Below are 19,866 nucleotides of genomic sequence, written 5' to 3'. Positions count from 1 at the left end.
CGTTACACCCTCTTCTTTGTTAATTTAAGTAATACTTTATTCAAGCTTTCTTCCGTAAGAGCCTCTGCATCAGCAAAGTCAGATACCGTAAAAGCAGACTCTGCCGTTGGTGGATTTATCAGTAGACGAAGCTGATTCAACATGCCTTTTGCTATCGCTTGAATTGTCAATCTAGAAAACTGTTCTCTACTATACATCCAAACAAAATGTAGCTTCTCATCTTTTACCATACCGACAATTTCAATCGGATGAGATAGTTTCGATTCCGGAGCATGGTCTAAGCTTGTAAACCCTGTCTCCTGTTTAAACAAAGATTCTTTGGAAAACACTTGATCAAATTGTCCCAAATAGTTAAAGCTTATCGATGGTTTTTGCTGCTGATAGAAAGGAAGCAATTCTCTGCTTAAGTAACGTAAAATGCCATAATCAACGCCATGATTCGGAATTCGACGCAATTGATCTTTCACAGCCTTTAATCCCTCAATAGGTGTCGTTGTTCCTTGAAGATCAAGGTGAATGGGATAAATACTCGTGAACCAACCCACTGTCCGCGATAGATCAATACCTTCGACCATCTCTTCTCGCCCATGTCCTTCCAAGTGAACTGAAAGCTTATGCTGATTTGTACAATCGGCTATAGCTTGTACTAATGCCGTCAATAGTACCTCGTTGATCCGTGTCTTATGAGTCGCCGAAACTTCTTGTAACAACGTGTGGGTCTCTTCTACTCCCAACGTCATCGTCACTTGATCAATCGATGCTTCTGTCGTTTCCTGTATAGGATAGTCCATCGGAATCGTCATCACTTGTTTTGCTGCCTGTTCATGCCAATAATCTTGTACTTCTTTTGAAATATGTGACTCACTGTATGCCTGTAGTCGTTCCGACCATTCTTTAAAAGACGTACTTTTCGCAGGTAATTGAACCTTCTGACCTTGTTTCATCTGGTTGTATACGGCCTGTAAATCTTCCAATAAAATTCGCCATGATACCCCATCTACTACTAAATGATGAATCGTCCAGAATAATCGATCGTTCCCATTCGAGCCATCATCGAAGTACACTACTCTCATCAACGGACCTGTAAGTAAATTGAAACTAGCTTGAGCGATATCCATCTCTTCTTGTACCACTTGATTCCACGCTTGTTGATTAGCATCGTTCCGTTTTACCACACGAAGTACAGACTGTTCATCGATTCCCTCATTTCTCTGCTTCCAGGTTCCATCGAGCAACTGTTCATATCGAAAACGTAAGGCGTCATGATGTTTAAGTAAGTTTAATAAAGCTTCTTCTAGTAACTCTACATCCAATCTCTCTCTTACTCTCAAAAGCATCGACTGATTCCAATGTTGTGGATGCGGATGTTCTTGCTCGAAGAACCAGTGCTGGATCGGAGTGAGCGGTACCTCTCCCGTCACAACACCCTGATCTGCTTGTACTCCCTGATCTTCTTTGACTACTTGCGCCAACTCGGCGATCGTTGGGTGTTCAAACATTTGCTTGGGTGTAAGTTTTAAGCCCAATTGACTCGCTCGTGATATGATCTGAATGCTGAGAATCGAGTCTCCACCAATTTCAAAGAAGTTATCATGGATTCCCACCTTTTTAATCCCTAATACTTGCTTCCAAATGGTAGCCAGTGTTTCTTCGTTACCATTCCGGGGTGCAACACATTCACTTTCGAATTTGCTCTCCTCTGGTACAGGTAAGGCTTTACGATCAACTTTACCGTTAGCAGTTAGTGGAATGGCTTCCATCATCACAAATCCTGAAGGAACCATATAGCTTGGTAGTTCCGCCTTGAGATAATCTCTCCACTCACCTACATTCCCATCACCCACGACATACGCCACCAATCGTTTATCACCCGGCTGATCTTCTCGAACGATCACAACAGCCTCTTTTATGGATGCATGCGCGTTTAAAGTAGATTCAATTTCCTCGAGTTCAATTCGGAAACCACGGATTTTCACCTGGTGATCAATCCGCCCAAGATAATCCAGATTTCCATCCGGCAAGTATCTCGCTAAGTCTCCTGTCCGATATAATCGCGCTCCCGGGTCACTACTGAATGGATGAGGAATGAAACGTTCTGCAGTCAATTCGGGTCTGTTAAAATACCCACGTGCGAGTCCTGCTCCACCAATATATAGTTCGCCAGCTACGCCAATAGGCACAGGCTGTTGACAAGCGTCTAGTACATACACTTCTAAATCTGGAATCCGCTTTCCGATATTACTTCTTGAAGCATGCTGCACATCATCTTGAGTAATTGGATAATACGTAACATGAACGGTAGTTTCTGTAATTCCATACATATTAATTAACTGTGGGTCCTGCTCTCCATACCTTTGAAACCATGGTAACAAGCTGGTAGGATCGAGTGCTTCCCCACCAAATATGACATAGCGCAGATGCAAGTCTTTATTCTCATCATCTTGTTCACACACTTGTATCAATTGTCGAAATGCGGATGGTGTCTGATTAAGAACCGTAACCTCTTCCTTTACTAACAGTTGATAGAAATCCTTGGGCGATCGACTGATCCAATAAGGAACAACAACCAATCTTCCGCCATAGAGCAATGCCCCCCAAATCTCCCATACCGAGAAGTCAAACGCATAAGAATGGAAAAGCGTCCAAGTATCTTTTTCATCAAACTGATACCAGCATTCTGTTGATTTAAATAAACGAATCACATTGTGATGCTCTACCATAACTCCCTTCGGATTACCTGTTGATCCCGAAGTATAGATCACGTAAGCGAGATGTTGAGGACTTACATCAGAGATCGGTAAAACCGCACTTTCTTTCTCAATCTCAACTTGATCTCTATCAAGGCAAATCGATTTGATATTCTCTGGTAACCATTTCGATCCTTTTAAACTTTCTTGCGTTACGACTAACTGAATGCTAGCATCCTCTAAAATATACTGAAGTCGCTGCTCTGGATACGTTGGATCGAGTGGAACATAAGCTCCACCAGCCTTCAGAATTCCCAAAATACCTACAATCATTTCAGGAGAACGTTCAACACAAAGGCCAACCAACGAATCGGGTCCTACTCCTTTTTTCTGCAGATAGTGAGCTAACTGATTCGCACGTTCATTAAGCTCCCTATAGGTAATCCTCTCCTTTTCATACATAACTGCAATGGCATTGGGATGAATCGTCGCTTGCTGCTCAAACAACTCATGAATGGTGGCTTGAGGTGGAAAGTCAAGCTTAGGATCGTTGAACTCTACTAAACTTTTTCTTTTATCTTCTTCTGAAAGGATTTCGATCTTAGCAACCTTCTGCTTCGGATTTTTAAATGTGTTTTCCATTAATGCTAGCATGGTTTTAAAAAAGCGAAGTATCTCTTCTTTGGAAAATAATTCTTCGCGATAATCAATATGCACTTGCAAAGAGTCTATATCGGTCAAATTTTCAATATGTACTGCAAAATCTTGCACTTCTTCACGGTTTGGAATCCAAAGAGAGTCACCAGTTTCACCACGCTCTCTATAATCGATCGTAGTTCCAAAAAGTCTAACATTGCTGTTATTCTCTTGATTCATCTGCTTTAATAACAAATCAAATGGATATTTCTGATGTCGTAATGCTTTACGTTGTTTTCTGGACACTCGACCAATAAATGAGAGTACTTCTTCTTCAGGGTCGATATCCATTCTCAGAGGAACTGTACTCACCATCATTCCAATTAATTCCCGCTCCATTTTAGTCATACGATTGCCATAAGCCATTCCCAAGGCAATATCAAGCGACGAGGTCCATCGATACATCGACAACGAAAACGCAGCAACAAAAACAGTATATACACTAAATCCGTAATGATCAGAAAATTCCTCTAACTTCCCCTTTGAATATTCAGATAATTCAAACGTCTCACGTGATGCTCTCGTACTAACTTGGTAAGCATTATAGGGTTTCAATCCCGTTACGGATGGAAGTGTTTTGAATTCCTCTAACCAGAAGCTTTGATCTTTTTGAAAACGACTGCTGTTCAAGTACGTCTGTTCATTGACTAGAAACTGAACATATGAGTTCCTAGGGATTCTCACATCTGCCTCACTATAAAACTCATGATAATATTTAGCAATCTGATTAGTCCAAATTTGGATTGATAAACCATCCATGATAATGTGATGAACATTGCCAAAGACGGCACACTCATTATCGCTTATTTTTATTAAAGCAAAATAGTATAAATCCGAATCAAATAACGTAAACGTCTCTTGCGCCTTCTGCTCAATCCATTGTTCCAGCAAATCCGAATCTCTCTCGGAACTGAAGTCGAAGAAGTCAAATTCTCGTTCTTGATGTTTAACAAAATATTGCTCAGGTTCCTGATGCCCATTTTCTTTCAGTCTGATACACAGACCATCATTTTCACTGATGACACGATTCACGGCTCGATTTAATATCGAATAATTCATTTTCCGATGGATCTTGAACAAGAATTTTAGATTACATATACCTTTACCTGAATAAATAACTTCTGTATACCATATTCTCCTCTGTGGATGACTTAAAGGATAACACTCCTGATTGGACATAAAAAATTCTCCCTTCAAAAATTATTTACTCTTATGGGTTCGTGTTCATGTTTAACCCAAAAATATTTTTGTAATAAAACCCCAATTACTCCAATGATGATGAGCCCAATACCCACATAAAAATAGAGTTGAGTTACTCCGAAAATGTGAACCAGTGGTCCGCTCATAGCAGGAGAAATGATGAGGACTGCATTTGCTAAACTGCTTTGAATCCCAAATACTCTTCCGACCTGTTCTTGATGGGATTCAATTTGCAGAATGACTTGATTGGATACAAGCATAAGTCCACTTCCAATACCAGCAATAAAACTAATCAGATAGCCAAAAATGAGGGATGAACCAGGGCTTATCAGGCTTATCAGACTAATACCACCGAAGCCAATTCCCATTAAAGCAATACCTCCACATACTACCCAACCATATTGAAAATGTTTTAATTTCTGAGTTAAGAATGCACCAAGTATTCCCCCAAGACCAATAATAGAAATGATGTATCCCATTTTACTCTTATCATTTGGGAACAAGCTCTTAAATAAAGTAGGGAACTGTGAGTCTACTAATTGTAATACTGCCATAGCTATTGTAAAGAAAATCATAGTTGATAGTATCATCCGATTGGATAATACATAACCCCAACCTTGTAACCAAGCAGTCCAAGTACTTTGCTGTTGCTTTTCTATATGTTCTCTTGGCAGAGATTCTTTTAACCTTATTGTGGGCAACAGAACCAAAGCAGCTAGTAAACAGCATATTGCCCTTATAATCAGACAAAACTCTGGCTGAAACCAGCTCAGTAACATTCCTCCTATAAGTGGACCCAGTATCTTGGTTCCTTGCTCAACTATCCCATTGATACTTACCGCTTTGGTAAGCAGATCAGGGGAAACAATCTGTCGTGTAAGTGTTTGCTGTGCAGGATAATAGAAAACGGTAAAAATGGAACGAATCATTAATGCTAACAAAAGCCAATGAATATTTTGGACAAATAAAAGAACAATTGTTAATAGACCAACCATAAGATTACAAAACATCATAATTGGAATTTTTCTAAAGCGATCAGCAATCACACCTGCCCATGAACTAAATAAAATTCCAGGAAGTGCATACGCAACAGGAATCAATCCAATCATGGTGGGGTCTACTTCCCATTCAAAACTAACAATGGTCATAATGGCTAACATGTCAATAAATACTCCGAGCATAAGCAGTGAATACGCAGAAAAAACTTGTAAATAAATTGTATTTCCCCATAGACTTTTTGAGTCGGTAGTTTTCATAAAAACGAGCTCCTTAAGTTTACTAAAATGGATGTTTTTGCGTACATGGGACCCCTTTATTAAACATAATTAATCATAAAGTTCAACGTCTTTTTTTCCTTTTTGACGGTCTACTAAATCAAATACATTTATCTCTTCATCTCTTGTTTTTTCAAGTTCTTTCATTTTCTCTTCTTGCTCTGAAATAATCTCCCTTACAAATGAACGAAGGCAAATTAGAAAATCTCTATTCATGTTGTCATTTTCTGCAACATTAAACAACGGGAATAGTTCATTAATTCATGTTCATATAATTCTCTTTGATTTTCATCTTCTACAAGATACACCTTTACTCGATGAAAATAATGATTTAATAGTTCTGTAACTTTATTATTTACAGCAGTTTAAACATCAAATTCGCATCCCCTTTTCAGAATTATCTATATTTTCTACCTAACATACTATCACACAAAATCCCCTCCTCTATCTTCATAAAGTTGAAATAATCAAATTAGAAAATTCAGATAGAAACACATCAATAGACCAACTCTATCAATTACTATCGTTATTAAAATAGCCTAGTAGTCTTATCAATAAGACTACTAGGCTATTTTTAAATTCCAAATAACAATAAGTCCTTAACATGCGTTGACGCACATTTCAATATTTATTTGAAATCAAAACAAATAATAGTAAAATTTCCAATTATATACTTACATCCCTATCGCGCATTTAAAGCCATTTAATGATGAAGTTACACAAAAGAAAAGATAATCGTATTAAAATCACAATCTCGGCGACTCACTTCCCACAAAATCACACTTTTCCAGGCCTTGAACGCTATTAATCATGTTATAATAGAATCCGAATACAATACACACCCATAAAGAAAGAGACTCACTTCAATTGAAATGAGTCTCTTTCTTTATGATCTAGCAAAACTTTGTCTACTTTGCTGCATATACTTTTCTTTTACTCTTTGTGCTCTCCAAAAGCAAAATAACACAATCATAAATCCAATCGGAGCAAATATAGGTGTCATCATATAAATCCACCCTAACACAACAAATCTTACAAGTTGATACATCAACCACATTTTCTCAGTAAACATAACCGTTGTATTAGAAAAGAAGAAGTCTTTAATCGTATGTACAAATATTCGTGAAAACGGAAAGAAAAATAGATTTATTGTTACTAAAGTGATTATTTCCGTTTCATGTGATGAAATAACCCATTTAAGGAATAAATAAATTAGCATACCGCACATATACGTTTTAACTAATAATGGGTTTTCAAAATGGTTGTTGTTTTGTGGCAATGGTATTATTACGGAAAACGATCCAATCGAGCAAGAAAAACGTATTAAATACAACGATTTAATTACTAATTCCGTAATTTTTCAAAATGTAGTAGATATCACTATGATTTTATGGCAACTAAAAAAAGAAGGTTATCGCTTTTCACGCCAAGATTTAGAAACGCTAATTCCCTATATGACTAGACATATAAAACGTTTTGGGGATTATGTAATTGATTTACAAAAAACCCCTCACCCAATAGAAGAAACAATCCCTCTATAAGCTCAATAGGTCATGTTTGGAAATAAAAGTAATCCTATGGCCTATTTTTACATGTTATCTTAACTAAGAAAATTAAAAAACGAATTTAAAAGGGCTCTTACGTTGAATACATGTACTCAACGTAAGGGCGAATTCTGTAAAATGACAATAAAGTTATTTAATTTTAAAACCTAAAACACGTATAACCCCGTTCTGATTTTAAGACGGGGTTAAAATAAAGTTGTTTAATTTTTGATGTGAAATACTTCACTGCACTTAAAAATACAACAATACAGTCGTTTAACTCTAAGTGTTATTGCACAATCGCACCCTTTAGTTGAATAAGAAAATATAGGAGTTGTGGATGTTTCAGTTACTTTTTATTGAAAAAAATCGGAGCAGAGCCTACATTTTTTAACCAACGATGTTCTGGACCATTTATTCCATTCTTAACCCATACATCTCCTTGGTTTTCCTTTTCAGTCTTTCGATACCAAGTAATATACGACCCAACAACTTGAGGTTCATAATCTAATTCATTTTTCTTTGGAAAGGTAATCTGCTTTTGTTCTCCTGACTTTATATTAATTAAGTATAGAGTTGTAAACATAGTTGGAACTGGTCCCTCTTTCCACTCCTTGTTTTCTTTTGTACGAGCAACAATCACTTTATCTGGTGAGAACCAATCTAAATCAAGGTCAACATATCCTTTAGGTGTATATTCCTTTCTTTCGTTCAAAGTTGGAATGTCGGTAACGGTTGTTTTTTTGTTTTCAACGAAAAATCTTCCTTCACCAGATATGAAGGCTAGTTTATTTTTTGTAGGAGCCCATTTTATCCAGTCTTCATACCAGAGCATCTTTCCTACAACTTGAAAGTGGTCTCCTACTGATGATAGTACACATAGTGTATTGCTATCATTGGACCAAGACGCAGTGGGTGTTGCTAGAAAGCTAACCCATTTACCATCAGCGCTCCACTTAAAGTATTCGGCATCAATAGCAAATAAGTCAGTTGTATTTGTTTGAATGGTGTAAAAAGGCTTTATTTTATTTGAATCAAGATTAGCATCTACTGGAACTTTAAAAAGATGCACTGGTTCCCATCCAGTAGGAAGCAAATTAGATTGTGATGAAACGATAAATTCTTTTCCGTTTGGAAACCATGCAAAATCACTAACACCTAAAGAAACATTCTCAAAACCTTTTGGGCGTCCATTCTTTGTTTTTGTAACGTTTAATACACCACCCGCATTGTAAGCTAGTTGATTTGAAATTGGTGACCATTGAAAATTTCTTGTTTCAATTGTTGAATACGGCTGGTAGTTTTCCTTTTCCTTTGAATCATATATAAACAAAAATGTTTTTTCAGCAAGTTCGTCACCGTCTAAATAGGCAATAAACCGACCATCTTTTGACCACTGTGGAGAGTAGACATACCGACCTGTTGTAAGTTGTATTTCTTTATCTTCCTCTTTCATCCATAGCTGATGGTCCCGTATAAAAGCAGCTTTAAGTGGAACTTCAGCAGAAGCACTTGTTGAAAAATGAATACTGATTAATATTATTATTAATAAAATCCTAATTCCCATTAATCACCCCTCCTTGTCATAGGATGTCCTGATTAATGGTTAAGATTCGACCATCAAACATAACAGCATCGGACACCGCTTGTGGACAAATAAATTATTTTGTCCACGAGCGGTTCTTGTCGCCAAGATGTTATCCTGATTGTTAGTTACATAATAAAAATGATAATATAAAGCTCCTATATATTCTTATAACAAGAGAAACCATTGATTTATACCCGCTTTACAAACAAAACCCTACTCCCTCCATTCCCATCATAATTTGTATGTACAGACACTCCATCCACTTCTCCATCGCCTGTTTCAATTTCAAATCCAATATCCTGATGAAATTGAATTGATTTTTTATTTACTGGCGAAGTTACCGCTTTTACAATATGACGATCATTTGCACGAGCTGCATCGAAAAAATAAGAGTATAGTGTAGAAGCTATGCCCTTTCTTCGATACTTTGGATTCACTCCAATAAAATGAACATATGCTTCATCGATATATGTTTGTGAGAAAAATCCACATAAAAATCCTACAATCTCCCCGTCCTGTTCGATAACAAAACTCGTCTCTTGAAAATGAACGAAGAAAAGTTTCGGCAACATATCAGCCATATTTCTCCCACCCCACCACTCATTAAGCACGGAATGAATCGTTACATAATCTTTCCCTTGAACGTGTCTTACTTTCATTTCTCTCTTCCTCTCATACTATTATTCCCTAATTTATCTACACTTCTAATTATTAGGTAAATACAAATATTCACTATTACATAGAACCTTTCTATATCTAATAAAAAACATCACTTTATAATATTTGCTACTTACAATGCTACCTCCTTCAACCTTAAATTTTTGACATTCGAATTAATTTTATATAAAATATTTTTAATAATTAGAATATTTAAATTACAAAGAGGTGAAATGATGAATCAACAAAGCTCTGTCCAGAAAAAAGCTCTCATTGCTAGTTTGATTGGCAGTTCTATCGAATGGTTTGATTTCTTCTTATATGGAACTGCTGCCGCACTTGTATTTAACAAATTATTTTTTGTAAACGAGAATCCCCTTGTCGCACTCATGCTGTCTTACCTTTCTTTTGGTATTCCTTTTTTTATACGTCCACTTGGAGGCATTATTTTCAGTCATATTGGTGACAGAATTGGAAGAAAAAAGACATTGGTTCTAACACTATCTCTTATGGGAGGAGCGACAGTATGTATTGGCCTGCTCCCTTCATATGAAAGTATTGGTATACTAGCTCCTATTCTTTTAATCTTACTAAGAATTATTCAAGGATTAGGAATTGGCGGAGAATGGGGCGGTGCTTTACTCTTAGCAATAGAATACGCACCGAAGGAAAGAAAAGGATTTTTTGGTAGTATTCCGCAAACAGGTGTTACAATTGGAATGCTACTCGGAACTGCTGCTATATCTTTCATGACCATGATTTCTGGTGATAGTTTTGTGACGTGGGGATGGCGAATTCCGTTTATTTTCAGTGCAATACTAGTATTCATAGGGTTATGGATTCGAAATGGCTTAGATGAAACACCCGATTTCAAAAAAGCAAAAGAAAGCGGAAATATTTCGAAACTACCTATTGCCGATACTTTACGTCACCATTGGAAATCAGTGCTTATCGCTACAGGAGCAAAGGTAGCCGAAACAGGTCCCTTCTATATTTTCTCGACATTCATTGTTTCCTATGGAACATCGCAGCTGAAATTACCAAATACAACTGTCCTAAATGCCGTTACAATCGCTATGCTCATCACTACTATTATGATTCCGATTATGGGAAAACTTTCAGATTCAATTGGAAGAAAGAAAATGTACATATGGGGTACTGTTGCGATTCTCTTATATGCGTTTCCATATTTCTTACTACTAAACCAAGGAACAACCTTTTCTATCATTATTGCAACTGTTATCGGTTTAGGAATTTTATGGGCACCTGTAACGGCTGTATTAGGTACATTATTCTCTGAAATCTTCTCTACTGAGGTACGCTATACTGGCGTTACGTTAGGTTATCAATTAGGAGCTGCACTAGCTGGCGGGACAGCTCCAATGATCGCTGCTTATTTAATGAATATGTATAACAATTCTTGGATTCCAGTCGCTTTATATATTGTACTGACTTGCTGCATCTCTTTAATTGCTATCGCTGCCGTTTCAACAAAGCAAATTGCAGAGAATGTACAAAATCAAAATATACAGGCTTAGTAAATTTGGGGGATATTCAAATCCCCCTTTTCTATAAAAAAGGAGGATAATCTAAATGATTCATATTACAGAAGAAATGGTAAAAGACATTTATAAAATGAAAGATTGCTTGCAAGATGTAGAAAAAGCATTTCAATATTATACGAACAATGAAATTACAACACCCGTAAGGCTGAATATACAGCACTTTCAAGAAGATTCAAACTCTCTTTATATGCCCTCTTATGTAGCTCCAATCGAATTTGCATCTACGAAAATCGTTAGTATCTTTCCTCAAAATACTCAAAAAGGAAAAAAAGCACTCCAAAGCTTGATCGTCTTAACAGAAACGAATACTGGTGAGCACGTTGCGACAATTGAAGCTTCCTATTTAACAACACTTCGCACAGGAGCGATGAGCGGTATTGCGACAAAACATTTCGCTCGACAAGATTCTAATGTCTGCGTTGTCATTGGCTGCGGTGCCCAAGCACTCGGGCAAATACAGGCTGTTATGGCAGTTCGTTCTCTAACTCACATTCTTCTCGTGAATCGTACCATACAAAAAGCATTTGAATTTAAGGATCATTTACTCTCGTTATATCCAAATTGGAGCGGAACCATTGAGATTATAGAATTAGCTGATGAGGCTGTTGCAATGGCTGATATTGTAATTTGTAGTACAACTTCAACTACTCCTGTGTTTGACGGAAAACACTTAAAACGCGGGACTCATATTAATGGAATTGGTTCTTATCAACCTCATATGCAAGAGCTTGATTTCACCACATTACAACGCAGCGATAAAATTATTGTAGATACACTAGAAGGTGTACAACACGAAGCTGGTGATTTCTTGATAGCGATTGAACAAAACGAATGGGATTTTTCAAATGTATATAGTGAGCTTGGTGACATTATTTTAAAGCATAAACAAGGACGGACAAACTCTGATGAAATTACTTTATTCAAATCGGTTGGGGTGGCCTTTTTAGATACAGTAGTGGCTGGTTCGATTTATCAAAAATATAAAAATGGAATCGTTAAATAAAAGACACAACACCCCAAAAAAACATCTCTTACGTAATCGATGTTTTTTTGGGGGATAAAAAATTATTCTTCTATATTCCCTCACTTCATTTTTTCATAAATTTTAATAACCGTTTCCACTAAAATAATAAATACCCAAATAGCACAAAAGATTAAAATGGATTAAAATATAGCACCTAGCACAATAAAGCCAGCTGCACCAGATCCTTCGACAGATATAAATGTTTGAAATCCATTACTAGGCCCGTTGATAAGAGAAACGGTAAATACAGAAGCAAAAATTGAAACTACTAAATAAATAACGCTCATCACTTTTAATATTTTTATGGAAAGATAGGAAGATTTCTCTTGTGGTAATTCAAACTCCCCATTTTCCACCCCTTTTTGTAAACAATCTTCACATAGAAACTCATTTTGAATCATTTTTCCACCATGCACCGTTCCGGTTATCACTTTACAACACGAACACTTTCGATTAAACATACCCGTTGCCTCCCTTATATCTGCCATTTATACTTACTATATTCGCTTTTTTGACTATTTCGCCTTTTGTTTTTGGGTATTTTTTACAATATGTATTTATTATGAAATGAGGGATTTCTATATGGAGCTAAAGCCCACTTTTGGTTATAAAAAGGAGCATCAACGCTATATATTACGTCCTAGTTGCTATACTATTATCTTCAATAACCACTATACGAAAATAGCAATTATCAAAAAAGGAACTCGCTATTTTTTACCTGGAGGTGGCATGGAACAAAGTGAAACAAAAGAATTATGTTTACACCGTGAGCTTGCAGAAGAGCTAGGTTGGCAAATTAGAATTCAGCATTATATTGGCAATGCTGAGCGATATTTTTACGCAGAAAATGAAGATACATACTATTTAAATGACGGCTATTTTTACATTTGCAAGAGATTGCAAACAGAAAATAACATCTCTGAAAAGGATCATATTTTACAATGGCTCTCTCCTTCTCAAGCAGAAAGGTTTCTCGTACACGAACATCAACAATGGGCTGTAAAACAAGCGTTATCATTACTAAAATAAAAACATTCCCTTTCTAAAGAAAGAGAATACCTTATCCTATAAAAAGACCATAAAAAACCAAAACGACCTATCACCTAATACAATATAGGAAATAGGTCGTTTTGGTTTATACCCTATTTTCAAGAAACGCTTCACGTACACCAAGAGAGCTTTTTTATTCAAGTTTGTATAGAACTGATTTGCTTCAAGAACTTACAAAACTGTAATACTATTGTCACCTAATGAAATAGCAGAAACTTTTACGATAGTTTATATTCAAATTGTTCACAAAAACAAGACACATGCACTATAGAATGGAATCGAAAGGTGAATCAATATGAATAAGAAATTAGTGAAACCTCTATTGATATTAGGAATTGGCCTGTTACTAACAATAAGCGGTTGGGTGTATGCTAGTATGAATCATGGTAAGCTGGATGCATTTAGTAAAGAAGCATGGCCCAAAACAAAAGCAACAGCTAAACAAGCAGCTATCGACCACTTAAAAAAAGAAAAGAATATGACCATTGTTATTACTGACATTGATTTTCTAGAGGAATATGCAACACCTGAAATCTAATTAGAAGGACATATTGCCGGTAATGAGCAACAAAAAATCTCAGCAACTGTAAATTCTTCAAAACAATATCAAGTGAAAGATACATCTAAAGACTACAATTAGAATTAATGACGCAGTTAGCTTTTGCTAACTGTTTTTTAATTAAAATAATCTCTTCCTCATCAACAGTAGGCTATTACCCAAGCTCTTTTATTATAAAAGCAAAAATGACCTCTTTCCACATCAAGAGGCCATTTTTATCATTAACTCACTTTTTTCAAATTGAAAGAAGACTTTTTTACCGCTCCTTTTTTCACAACATATAAACCGATAAATATGACAACCCCGCCCATTAATTGCATCATGTTTATTCTTTCTCCGATTGTTACCGCAGCAAAGATTACCGCAAACAATGGAACCAAATACATATATACCATTACTTTCGTTGAACCAATTTTACTAATGCCAACATACCACATTGCCAATCCAAAGATTGTAGCAAACACAATCGAGTATCCTAATGATCCCCAGCTTAGTGTATCGGCTGGCCATGTTAACGTACTAACATTACATAAACAATACACAACAAGTGGTACAATTCCAATTAATGTAGACCACGATGTTACACGCATCGCTGAGTATTTTTTAATAAGTGGCTGTGCAAGTATTGGATACCAGCCCCAAGCAATGGCAGCAACTAACCCAATTAAATTTCCTAACCAAGCATATTCATATGTAGATTGATTTGTATGCCCAGTTAACAATACAAGGGCAGCACCACCAAATGAAAGTAATGAACCAATTTGAATTTTCATCGAAAAGCGCTCTTGTTTGTGTAGTACTGCTAAAATCCCTGTAAAAATAGGTGACATCGCAATTAACAGTGATGCATTTGTTGCTGAAGTATATTTTACAGATAACATAAATAACGTTTGATACAATGTTGTTCCAACTATTCCAACAGCTAATAATCTTAGCCAGTCTTTTCTTTCAATACGTAGCGATCGTTCTAAAATAAATGTAATCAATAATAATACCGGAGATGCTACTAAAAATCGTAAACTATTAAATTGAATGGATGACATATATGCCACTCCATATTTCCCTATTGTATAATTTGCTCCCCATACTAAAGCAACTGATATTAGGAGCCATTCCATTTGCCATCGTTTCATCCGAATCTCCCCTTCCACTACCTTAGCATAGTAAAATTGGCTGGATACTACACCGTCCAATTGGCTGTTTTTTAACCCAGCCAATTTGCTATAATGAATATAGATAAGAAATAAGGAGACGGTATAAATGGAATGGAAGTTAGATACTGACAGCAAAATTCCAATTTATCAACAAGTTGTTGATTTTATTGAGAGACGCATTATGTACGGAGAGCTTCCGCCTGGTAGTTTTCTCCCTTCAGAACGAAAATTAGCTCTACAACTTAATGTAAACCGCAGTACTGTTACAACCGCTTATAACGAACTACGCGCTATGGGAATTGTAGAAAGTACAACTGGAAGAGGCACACGTGTAAGCACACATATGTGGGGTGTTTCTCCAACGTTAACACCAAACTGGAGAGGATTCGTAGAAGGTGGTACGTTCTTACCAAATTTACCATTACTTCGGCATATTCGGGAACAAGTACAGCAAAATGAAAATATTATTGATTTCGCAAATGGAGAACTTGGTTGTAATCTGTTCCCTCATGAACAGTTACAAACTATTTTACGAGAACAACCTTTAACACAAGCACTTAGCTACGACCATCCACAAGGCTATCTTCCATTAAGACAAACCGTAGCAAAATATATGAAAAAATATTTACATATAGACGCAACAGAACCATCTATTATGATTACTTCAGGCGCCCAACAAGCTCTTCATCTTATTGTTCAATGTTTATTAAATCCAGGTGATGCTGTTGCATTTGAAAGTCCCTCTCATTGCTACTCATTACCACTATTCCAATCAGCTGGTATTCGTATTTTTCCATTACCTGTTGATGAACATGGAATTGATCCGGAAGATGTCCATGAGCTATATCGAAAACATCGGATTAAAATGATTTTTTTAAACCCAAATTTCCAAAATCCAACGGGTACAATGCTTCATCCAGACCGTAGAAAGAAACTTCTATCACTATGTGCAGACTTACGTATTGCTATCGTTGAGGATGATCCGTCTAGTCTGCTAACGTTAGAAAACAAACAGCCTTGTCCTACCTTAAAATCTATTGATGAAAACGGAACCGTTATCTATGTCCATTCCTTATCGAAAATGATTGCACCAGGGCTTCGAATTGGTTGGCTCGTGGCTCCGCAGTCAGTAGTGGAAAGATTATCAGATGCAAGGCACCAAATGGAATTAGGATTAAGCATATTTCCTCAGTGGCTTATGCAACAATTTTTTGAAACCGTTCCGTTTGATACACATATTAAGCAATTACGTGAGCAACTAGCAAAAAAAAGAGATGTAATTGTTGATGCGATTAACATTTCTCTTCATGAGGAATTATCCTTCTCAAGACCTACAGGCGGGATTTATGTATGGGGAAAACTTAAGCAGCCAATCAATGAAAAACAGCTCATCATGCAAAGTTTAAAACAGCAAGTAGCCTTTATGCCTGGCAGTATTTTTGGAGCAAAAGATGGCTATATTCGGTTATCATATGGGAAAGTCGATCCCCATCAAATCAATGAGGGCATCTCTCGTTTGCATGCCGCTATAAAAGTTTGTCAAAAATAAACACCTTTTACAATTTTTCTTATCCTCAAACGGGTAATGATCGGCAAATATTGACTCCTTCTTAGCGCATTGGATTGACGAACGAATATTCAACTTGAAATATATTATCTAAATGAAAAAAGTGCAAAGAATTTCCTTGCACTTTTTCATGTAAAGCTTATTTTCCCCATATTTTTTTAAACGACTTCGTATATATGATAGCAAGTACAGATTGTGTAATGATAAGTAGTGATGCAGTTATTGTTTTTACATTATGGTCCAATGCTCCTAATACTCCCATCGTTAAGCCAATTAAGATGAAAAGTATACTTAGAGGAGGTGTGATTTTCATTAGTATTCTAAAGTTTTTATGCATAATATAACCTCCTATTTTATAGGGAGTTTCTGAAAAAAATATGTATATACTTTAATTATACATTATACACAAGAATAAATATACAAATAAATGACAATTTTCAGTTTCTACTTTTAAATGTTATATTTTAATTTGAATTTTTTAGGATTATCCGTTTGATATAGAATGGATACCCATTTCCCTCTTTCAAACATCCACCTATTTTTCACATATGTCCATACTTTCCTTGTCACAATCACTTTTTCTCCGTTTTTAAAGGTGAATTGAATTGTTAACTTCACCCTCCTACTATAATTTCCTTGTGTAAACTCATTGCCGAAAACATACCTTGAAAACGTAGCTTCAAGAATTTCTGCATTTGTTTCTTCCCACAAAGAAACTCACCTCTCTTGTACATTACTCTTTATCTTAGAAGCGCTTTTCACACTATCCCAAATACATCAATCTATTTTTTTAATCCTCGATACTTAGCTGTAGTCAGTTCTTGGATATAAGCATCAAGTTCCGGCATTTCAGCTTCTTTCCCTAGCTGTATCGCCAATTCGATGTCATACGGCACACGAACAAGTTGAATGGAAAAACTAGCTGCTTCTTTTTGATTATATAGCCCTTCAAAAATTAAATAAGAAGCTTGTGTAATCTCGAGCGGATTTCCTACGCTCCCTGCGTTACATAATGTTTTCCCTCTAAAGTTTTGGACATACGCTTGGTGAACGTCTCCATAGCAAATTACATCTGGTTTTCTTTCACCTTCTATATTTTCTGTAAGATTACTATTTTCAAACATGCTTATGCGCTCTTCTCTTGAAGAGTACGGTTGAACTCTTTCATATAGACTTCGAGGTGACGCATGAAACATTCTAATGAATTTTCCACTCATGATAAACTCAATTGAAAATGGTAATCCCCTTAAATAATCCATTTGTTCTTCTGAGAGTTGATTTTGATGCCATTGTAATGTCTCAAATTCACTAGGTTTTGTTATAAAATCATCCCAATTTCCCATGACAACATGTTCACATTCTTTACGAACTCTCTCAATTACGTCACTAGACTGTGGTCCTTTCCCGACTAAATCACCTAAACAAAAAATACGTTCTATTCCTCTTAATTTGATATCTTCAAGAACTGCCTCTAACGCAGGAATATTACCATGAATATCTGAAATAACTGCTATTTTATCCATATGAGCACCTCCGATTATTCTATATTTATTATATCTTTATTAAAAGATTTATACCAACTTGGGATATAGGATGTAAAACCATTATGTTCTTCTAAAATCCTTCTTAACCTCATTTTCATTCCATCTAGCAAATTAGGTGTGATTCGATTTGCCCACACAATATCTGCTGGAAAAATCATCGCTGCATACAATGAATATAATTTCCAAAAATGAAGTGACGGCTCACCATCACAATAGCCATGAACTTGTCCTACTGCAAACGGTATACTTATATCGACTGTAAACAAGGCCGTTTTATAAAAATCATGGATAGGATCTCCAAAATCAAATCTAGCAAAGTCGACCACTGAATGAAATTTATTTTGATGAATCATAATATTCGCTGGATGAAAATCATCATGCAGAAACACCCTTGGACGATCCTGTAATAAACTTTTATGATTTTCTACAAAGTTTAGCACTGACTTTAAATCAATGAAATCTACATCATACTCCATTAATAATTGCAAATACCTCTCATATTTATTCCATCGATATGTTTCCCATGATTCTTCCATATTATCTTTTCTCAACGTATGAATTTTCTTTAAAACTTCTCCCGCCTTTTTCCCTGCCTTATATTGTTCTTTTATCGTCAACTCATGAAGGATGTCTTCTCCATCGATTCCTTCAATCCATTCATATACTTGTACACATTTATTTACTGTAGCAAGCTTTATGAAATGAACTGTTTTCGGAACTGGAACACCTATTGATTCAAAGTGTTTCATATATTCATATTCTTCATACTTACGTTCGCTGGTAGATACATCACACATCTTTATAAAATATGTTTCTTTATTTTCCAACTCGATTTTATATTTTTCATCAAATGAAAAACCCTTTGGAATAAGAGTGCATTCTACAATAGGAGGCCAATCCAATTTCTTTTCTAATTCCCTTAACATTTCTTCCATATCAACCACTCCATTAATATATGTATATACCGCCTAAAATTTGATGTTTGTTCTTCTGTTCATTTCTCCCTTGCAATTCAATTGCAAAGGGAAGTTCTCCATATCTTATTAAATGTTCTTGTACTACACCTTCACCGGTAGGTTCACAAAATTGTACTTTAACATTCTCAAGCGATATACTTTGGCAAAGCGCATTCCATTCTTGATGATTTTCAACAGAGCTCACCTGTAACCCCATTATTTCTTCCCAGTTCTTTGTTGTTTCACGAACATTTTTGACTGCATAAAATATTGTCTCAATTTCCTTTACTTCATTACTATGCGGGGCAATAACCCCCACTTCTTGCAAATCTGCTCTTCTGCTCTCATCAGATTCTTCCCATTGTATAAAGAAAGGAAATTTCGGTCCGTTTTTTTGCTGCTCAACAAATAACATTTTCCATTCGATAAGATGGCCGTCTGTTCTCATTCGCTTCCCCTCAAATGGTCCAATAATATGTAATCCTTTTTCTACAAAATTCACTGCCAATTCTTCAATACGATCTGTACGGATTGCGATTTGTAGCATACCTTCTCCATCTTGGAGTTTAGCGACGGTTTCCTGAACCAATGGATTATTAGCTTGTTTAGCTTTATTTTCATGATTCACTGCTAAAAATTCAATATAAGATAAATCAAAATAACACAAACTATTCCACGTTCCCCAATTCGTATGTTCTCCCCCTTGCACTGTATGAAATCCACGCTCTTTCATTTGTTTTTCCGCTTCTTCTGGTGTACACCCAACAGCATGAACAAGGTGATCAAACGCTAACATATAAT

16 protein-coding genes and 2 pseudogenes are annotated in these 19,866 nt (G+C 36.1%); 6 read left to right on the top strand and 12 right to left on the bottom strand.

Translation table 11 applies throughout. The features are described from left to right. Positions 1 to 2: 2 nt before the first annotated feature. From AZF08_RS18065 to AZF08_RS30820, 3 genes are all read right to left on the bottom strand, one after another. Positions 3 to 4,562, bottom strand: coding sequence for a non-ribosomal peptide synthetase (locus AZF08_RS18065; RefSeq protein ID WP_033677240.1), 4,560 nt, complete (start codon positions 4,560 to 4,562; stop codon positions 3 to 5). Between the two features lie 14 nt (positions 4,563 to 4,576). After that, positions 4,577 to 5,839: an MFS transporter gene (locus AZF08_RS18060; RefSeq protein ID WP_033677241.1), complete on the bottom strand. Its 1,263-nt coding sequence runs from the start codon at positions 5,837 to 5,839 to the stop codon at positions 4,577 to 4,579. A 69-nt stretch (positions 5,840 to 5,908) separates the two neighbouring features. After that, positions 5,909 to 6,073 carry a hypothetical protein gene (locus AZF08_RS30820; protein WP_162177853.1) on the bottom strand — a complete coding sequence of 55 codons (165 nt, stop codon included), beginning with the start codon at positions 6,071 to 6,073 and terminating at the stop codon, positions 5,909 to 5,911. A gap of 1,028 nt (positions 6,074 to 7,101) precedes the next feature. Here AZF08_RS30820 and AZF08_RS18050 point away from each other — a divergent pair. Then, positions 7,102 to 7,398 (top strand): annotated as a pseudogene (locus tag AZF08_RS18050) (Tn3 family transposase); the annotation flags it as partial. 352 nt (positions 7,399 to 7,750) lie between these two features. Here the strand turns inward: AZF08_RS18050 and AZF08_RS18045 are convergent. Together AZF08_RS18045 and AZF08_RS18040 are read right to left on the bottom strand one after the other, a co-directional pair. After that, positions 7,751 to 8,968, bottom strand: a complete 1,218-nt coding sequence (locus AZF08_RS18045; RefSeq protein ID WP_033677243.1) for a hypothetical protein — start codon at positions 8,966 to 8,968, stop codon at positions 7,751 to 7,753. 209 nt (positions 8,969 to 9,177) lie between these two features. Beyond that, a complete protein-coding gene (locus AZF08_RS18040) occupies positions 9,178 to 9,648 on the bottom strand; it encodes a GNAT family N-acetyltransferase (protein ID WP_033677245.1) in 471 nt (156 codons plus the stop codon). A gap of 234 nt (positions 9,649 to 9,882) precedes the next feature. On the opposite strand from AZF08_RS18040, the gene AZF08_RS18035 reads away from it, so the two are divergent. Beyond that, a complete protein-coding gene (locus AZF08_RS18035) occupies positions 9,883 to 11,184 on the top strand; it encodes an MFS transporter (RefSeq protein WP_033677246.1) in 1,302 nt (433 codons plus the stop codon). 55 nt (positions 11,185 to 11,239) lie between these two features. Then, the gene (locus AZF08_RS18030; RefSeq protein ID WP_033677248.1) at positions 11,240 to 12,214 is read left to right on the top strand and encodes an ornithine cyclodeaminase family protein; all 975 of its coding nucleotides are present in this window, start codon (positions 11,240 to 11,242) and stop codon (positions 12,212 to 12,214) included. 80 nt (positions 12,215 to 12,294) lie between these two features. Here AZF08_RS18030 and AZF08_RS18025 read toward each other — a convergent pair. Beyond that, positions 12,295 to 12,696, bottom strand: a pseudogene (locus tag AZF08_RS18025) (DUF3980 domain-containing protein). A 121-nt stretch (positions 12,697 to 12,817) separates the two neighbouring features. Here AZF08_RS18025 and AZF08_RS18020 point away from each other — a divergent pair. Together AZF08_RS18020 and AZF08_RS18015 are read left to right on the top strand one after the other, a co-directional pair. Beyond that, positions 12,818 to 13,264, top strand: a complete 447-nt coding sequence (locus AZF08_RS18020) for an NUDIX hydrolase (RefSeq protein WP_033677250.1) — start codon at positions 12,818 to 12,820, stop codon at positions 13,262 to 13,264. 316 nt (positions 13,265 to 13,580) lie between these two features. After that, on the top strand, positions 13,581 to 13,823 hold the full coding sequence (locus AZF08_RS18015) for a hypothetical protein (protein ID WP_051725883.1): 243 nt from the start codon (positions 13,581 to 13,583) through the stop codon (positions 13,821 to 13,823). Positions 13,824 to 14,065: 242 nt separating this feature from the next. On the opposite strand, the gene AZF08_RS18010 is transcribed toward AZF08_RS18015, so the two are convergent. Further along, positions 14,066 to 14,977, bottom strand: a complete 912-nt coding sequence (locus AZF08_RS18010; RefSeq protein WP_033677251.1) for a DMT family transporter — start codon at positions 14,975 to 14,977, stop codon at positions 14,066 to 14,068. Positions 14,978 to 15,104: 127 nt separating this feature from the next. On the opposite strand from AZF08_RS18010, the gene pdxR reads away from it, so the two are divergent. Continuing rightward, on the top strand, positions 15,105 to 16,547 hold the full coding sequence (pdxR, locus tag AZF08_RS18005) for a MocR-like pyridoxine biosynthesis transcription factor PdxR (RefSeq protein WP_033677252.1): 1,443 nt from the start codon (positions 15,105 to 15,107) through the stop codon (positions 16,545 to 16,547). Between the two features lie 157 nt (positions 16,548 to 16,704). On the opposite strand, the gene AZF08_RS18000 is transcribed toward pdxR, so the two are convergent. From AZF08_RS18000 to AZF08_RS17980, 5 genes are all read right to left on the bottom strand, one after another. After that, positions 16,705 to 16,902, bottom strand: a complete 198-nt coding sequence (locus AZF08_RS18000; RefSeq protein WP_033677254.1) for a hypothetical protein — start codon at positions 16,900 to 16,902, stop codon at positions 16,705 to 16,707. Positions 16,903 to 17,015: 113 nt separating this feature from the next. Then, entirely contained in the window at positions 17,016 to 17,183 is a 168-nt protein-coding gene (locus AZF08_RS30530) for a hypothetical protein (RefSeq protein WP_161486798.1), read from the bottom strand. Positions 17,184 to 17,347: 164 nt separating this feature from the next. Then, complete coding sequence (locus AZF08_RS17990; RefSeq protein WP_033677256.1) at positions 17,348 to 18,088, bottom strand: metallophosphoesterase family protein; 741 nt, start codon at positions 18,086 to 18,088, stop codon at positions 17,348 to 17,350. Between the two features lie 14 nt (positions 18,089 to 18,102). Beyond that, positions 18,103 to 19,044: an aminoglycoside phosphotransferase family protein gene (locus AZF08_RS17985; RefSeq protein ID WP_033677258.1), complete on the bottom strand. Its 942-nt coding sequence runs from the start codon at positions 19,042 to 19,044 to the stop codon at positions 18,103 to 18,105. A gap of 13 nt (positions 19,045 to 19,057) precedes the next feature. Beyond that, positions 19,058 to 19,861: a VOC family protein gene (locus AZF08_RS17980; RefSeq protein WP_033677260.1), complete on the bottom strand. Its 804-nt coding sequence runs from the start codon at positions 19,859 to 19,861 to the stop codon at positions 19,058 to 19,060. Positions 19,862 to 19,866 lie beyond the last annotated feature (5 nt).

The sequence above is a fragment of the Bacillus gaemokensis genome, assembly GCF_001590835.1.
Lineage (GTDB): Bacteria > Bacillota > Bacilli > Bacillales > Bacillaceae_G > Bacillus_A > Bacillus_A gaemokensis.
Note: the sequence above shows the minus strand (reverse complement) of the source record. Positions and strands in the feature narration are given on the sequence as shown.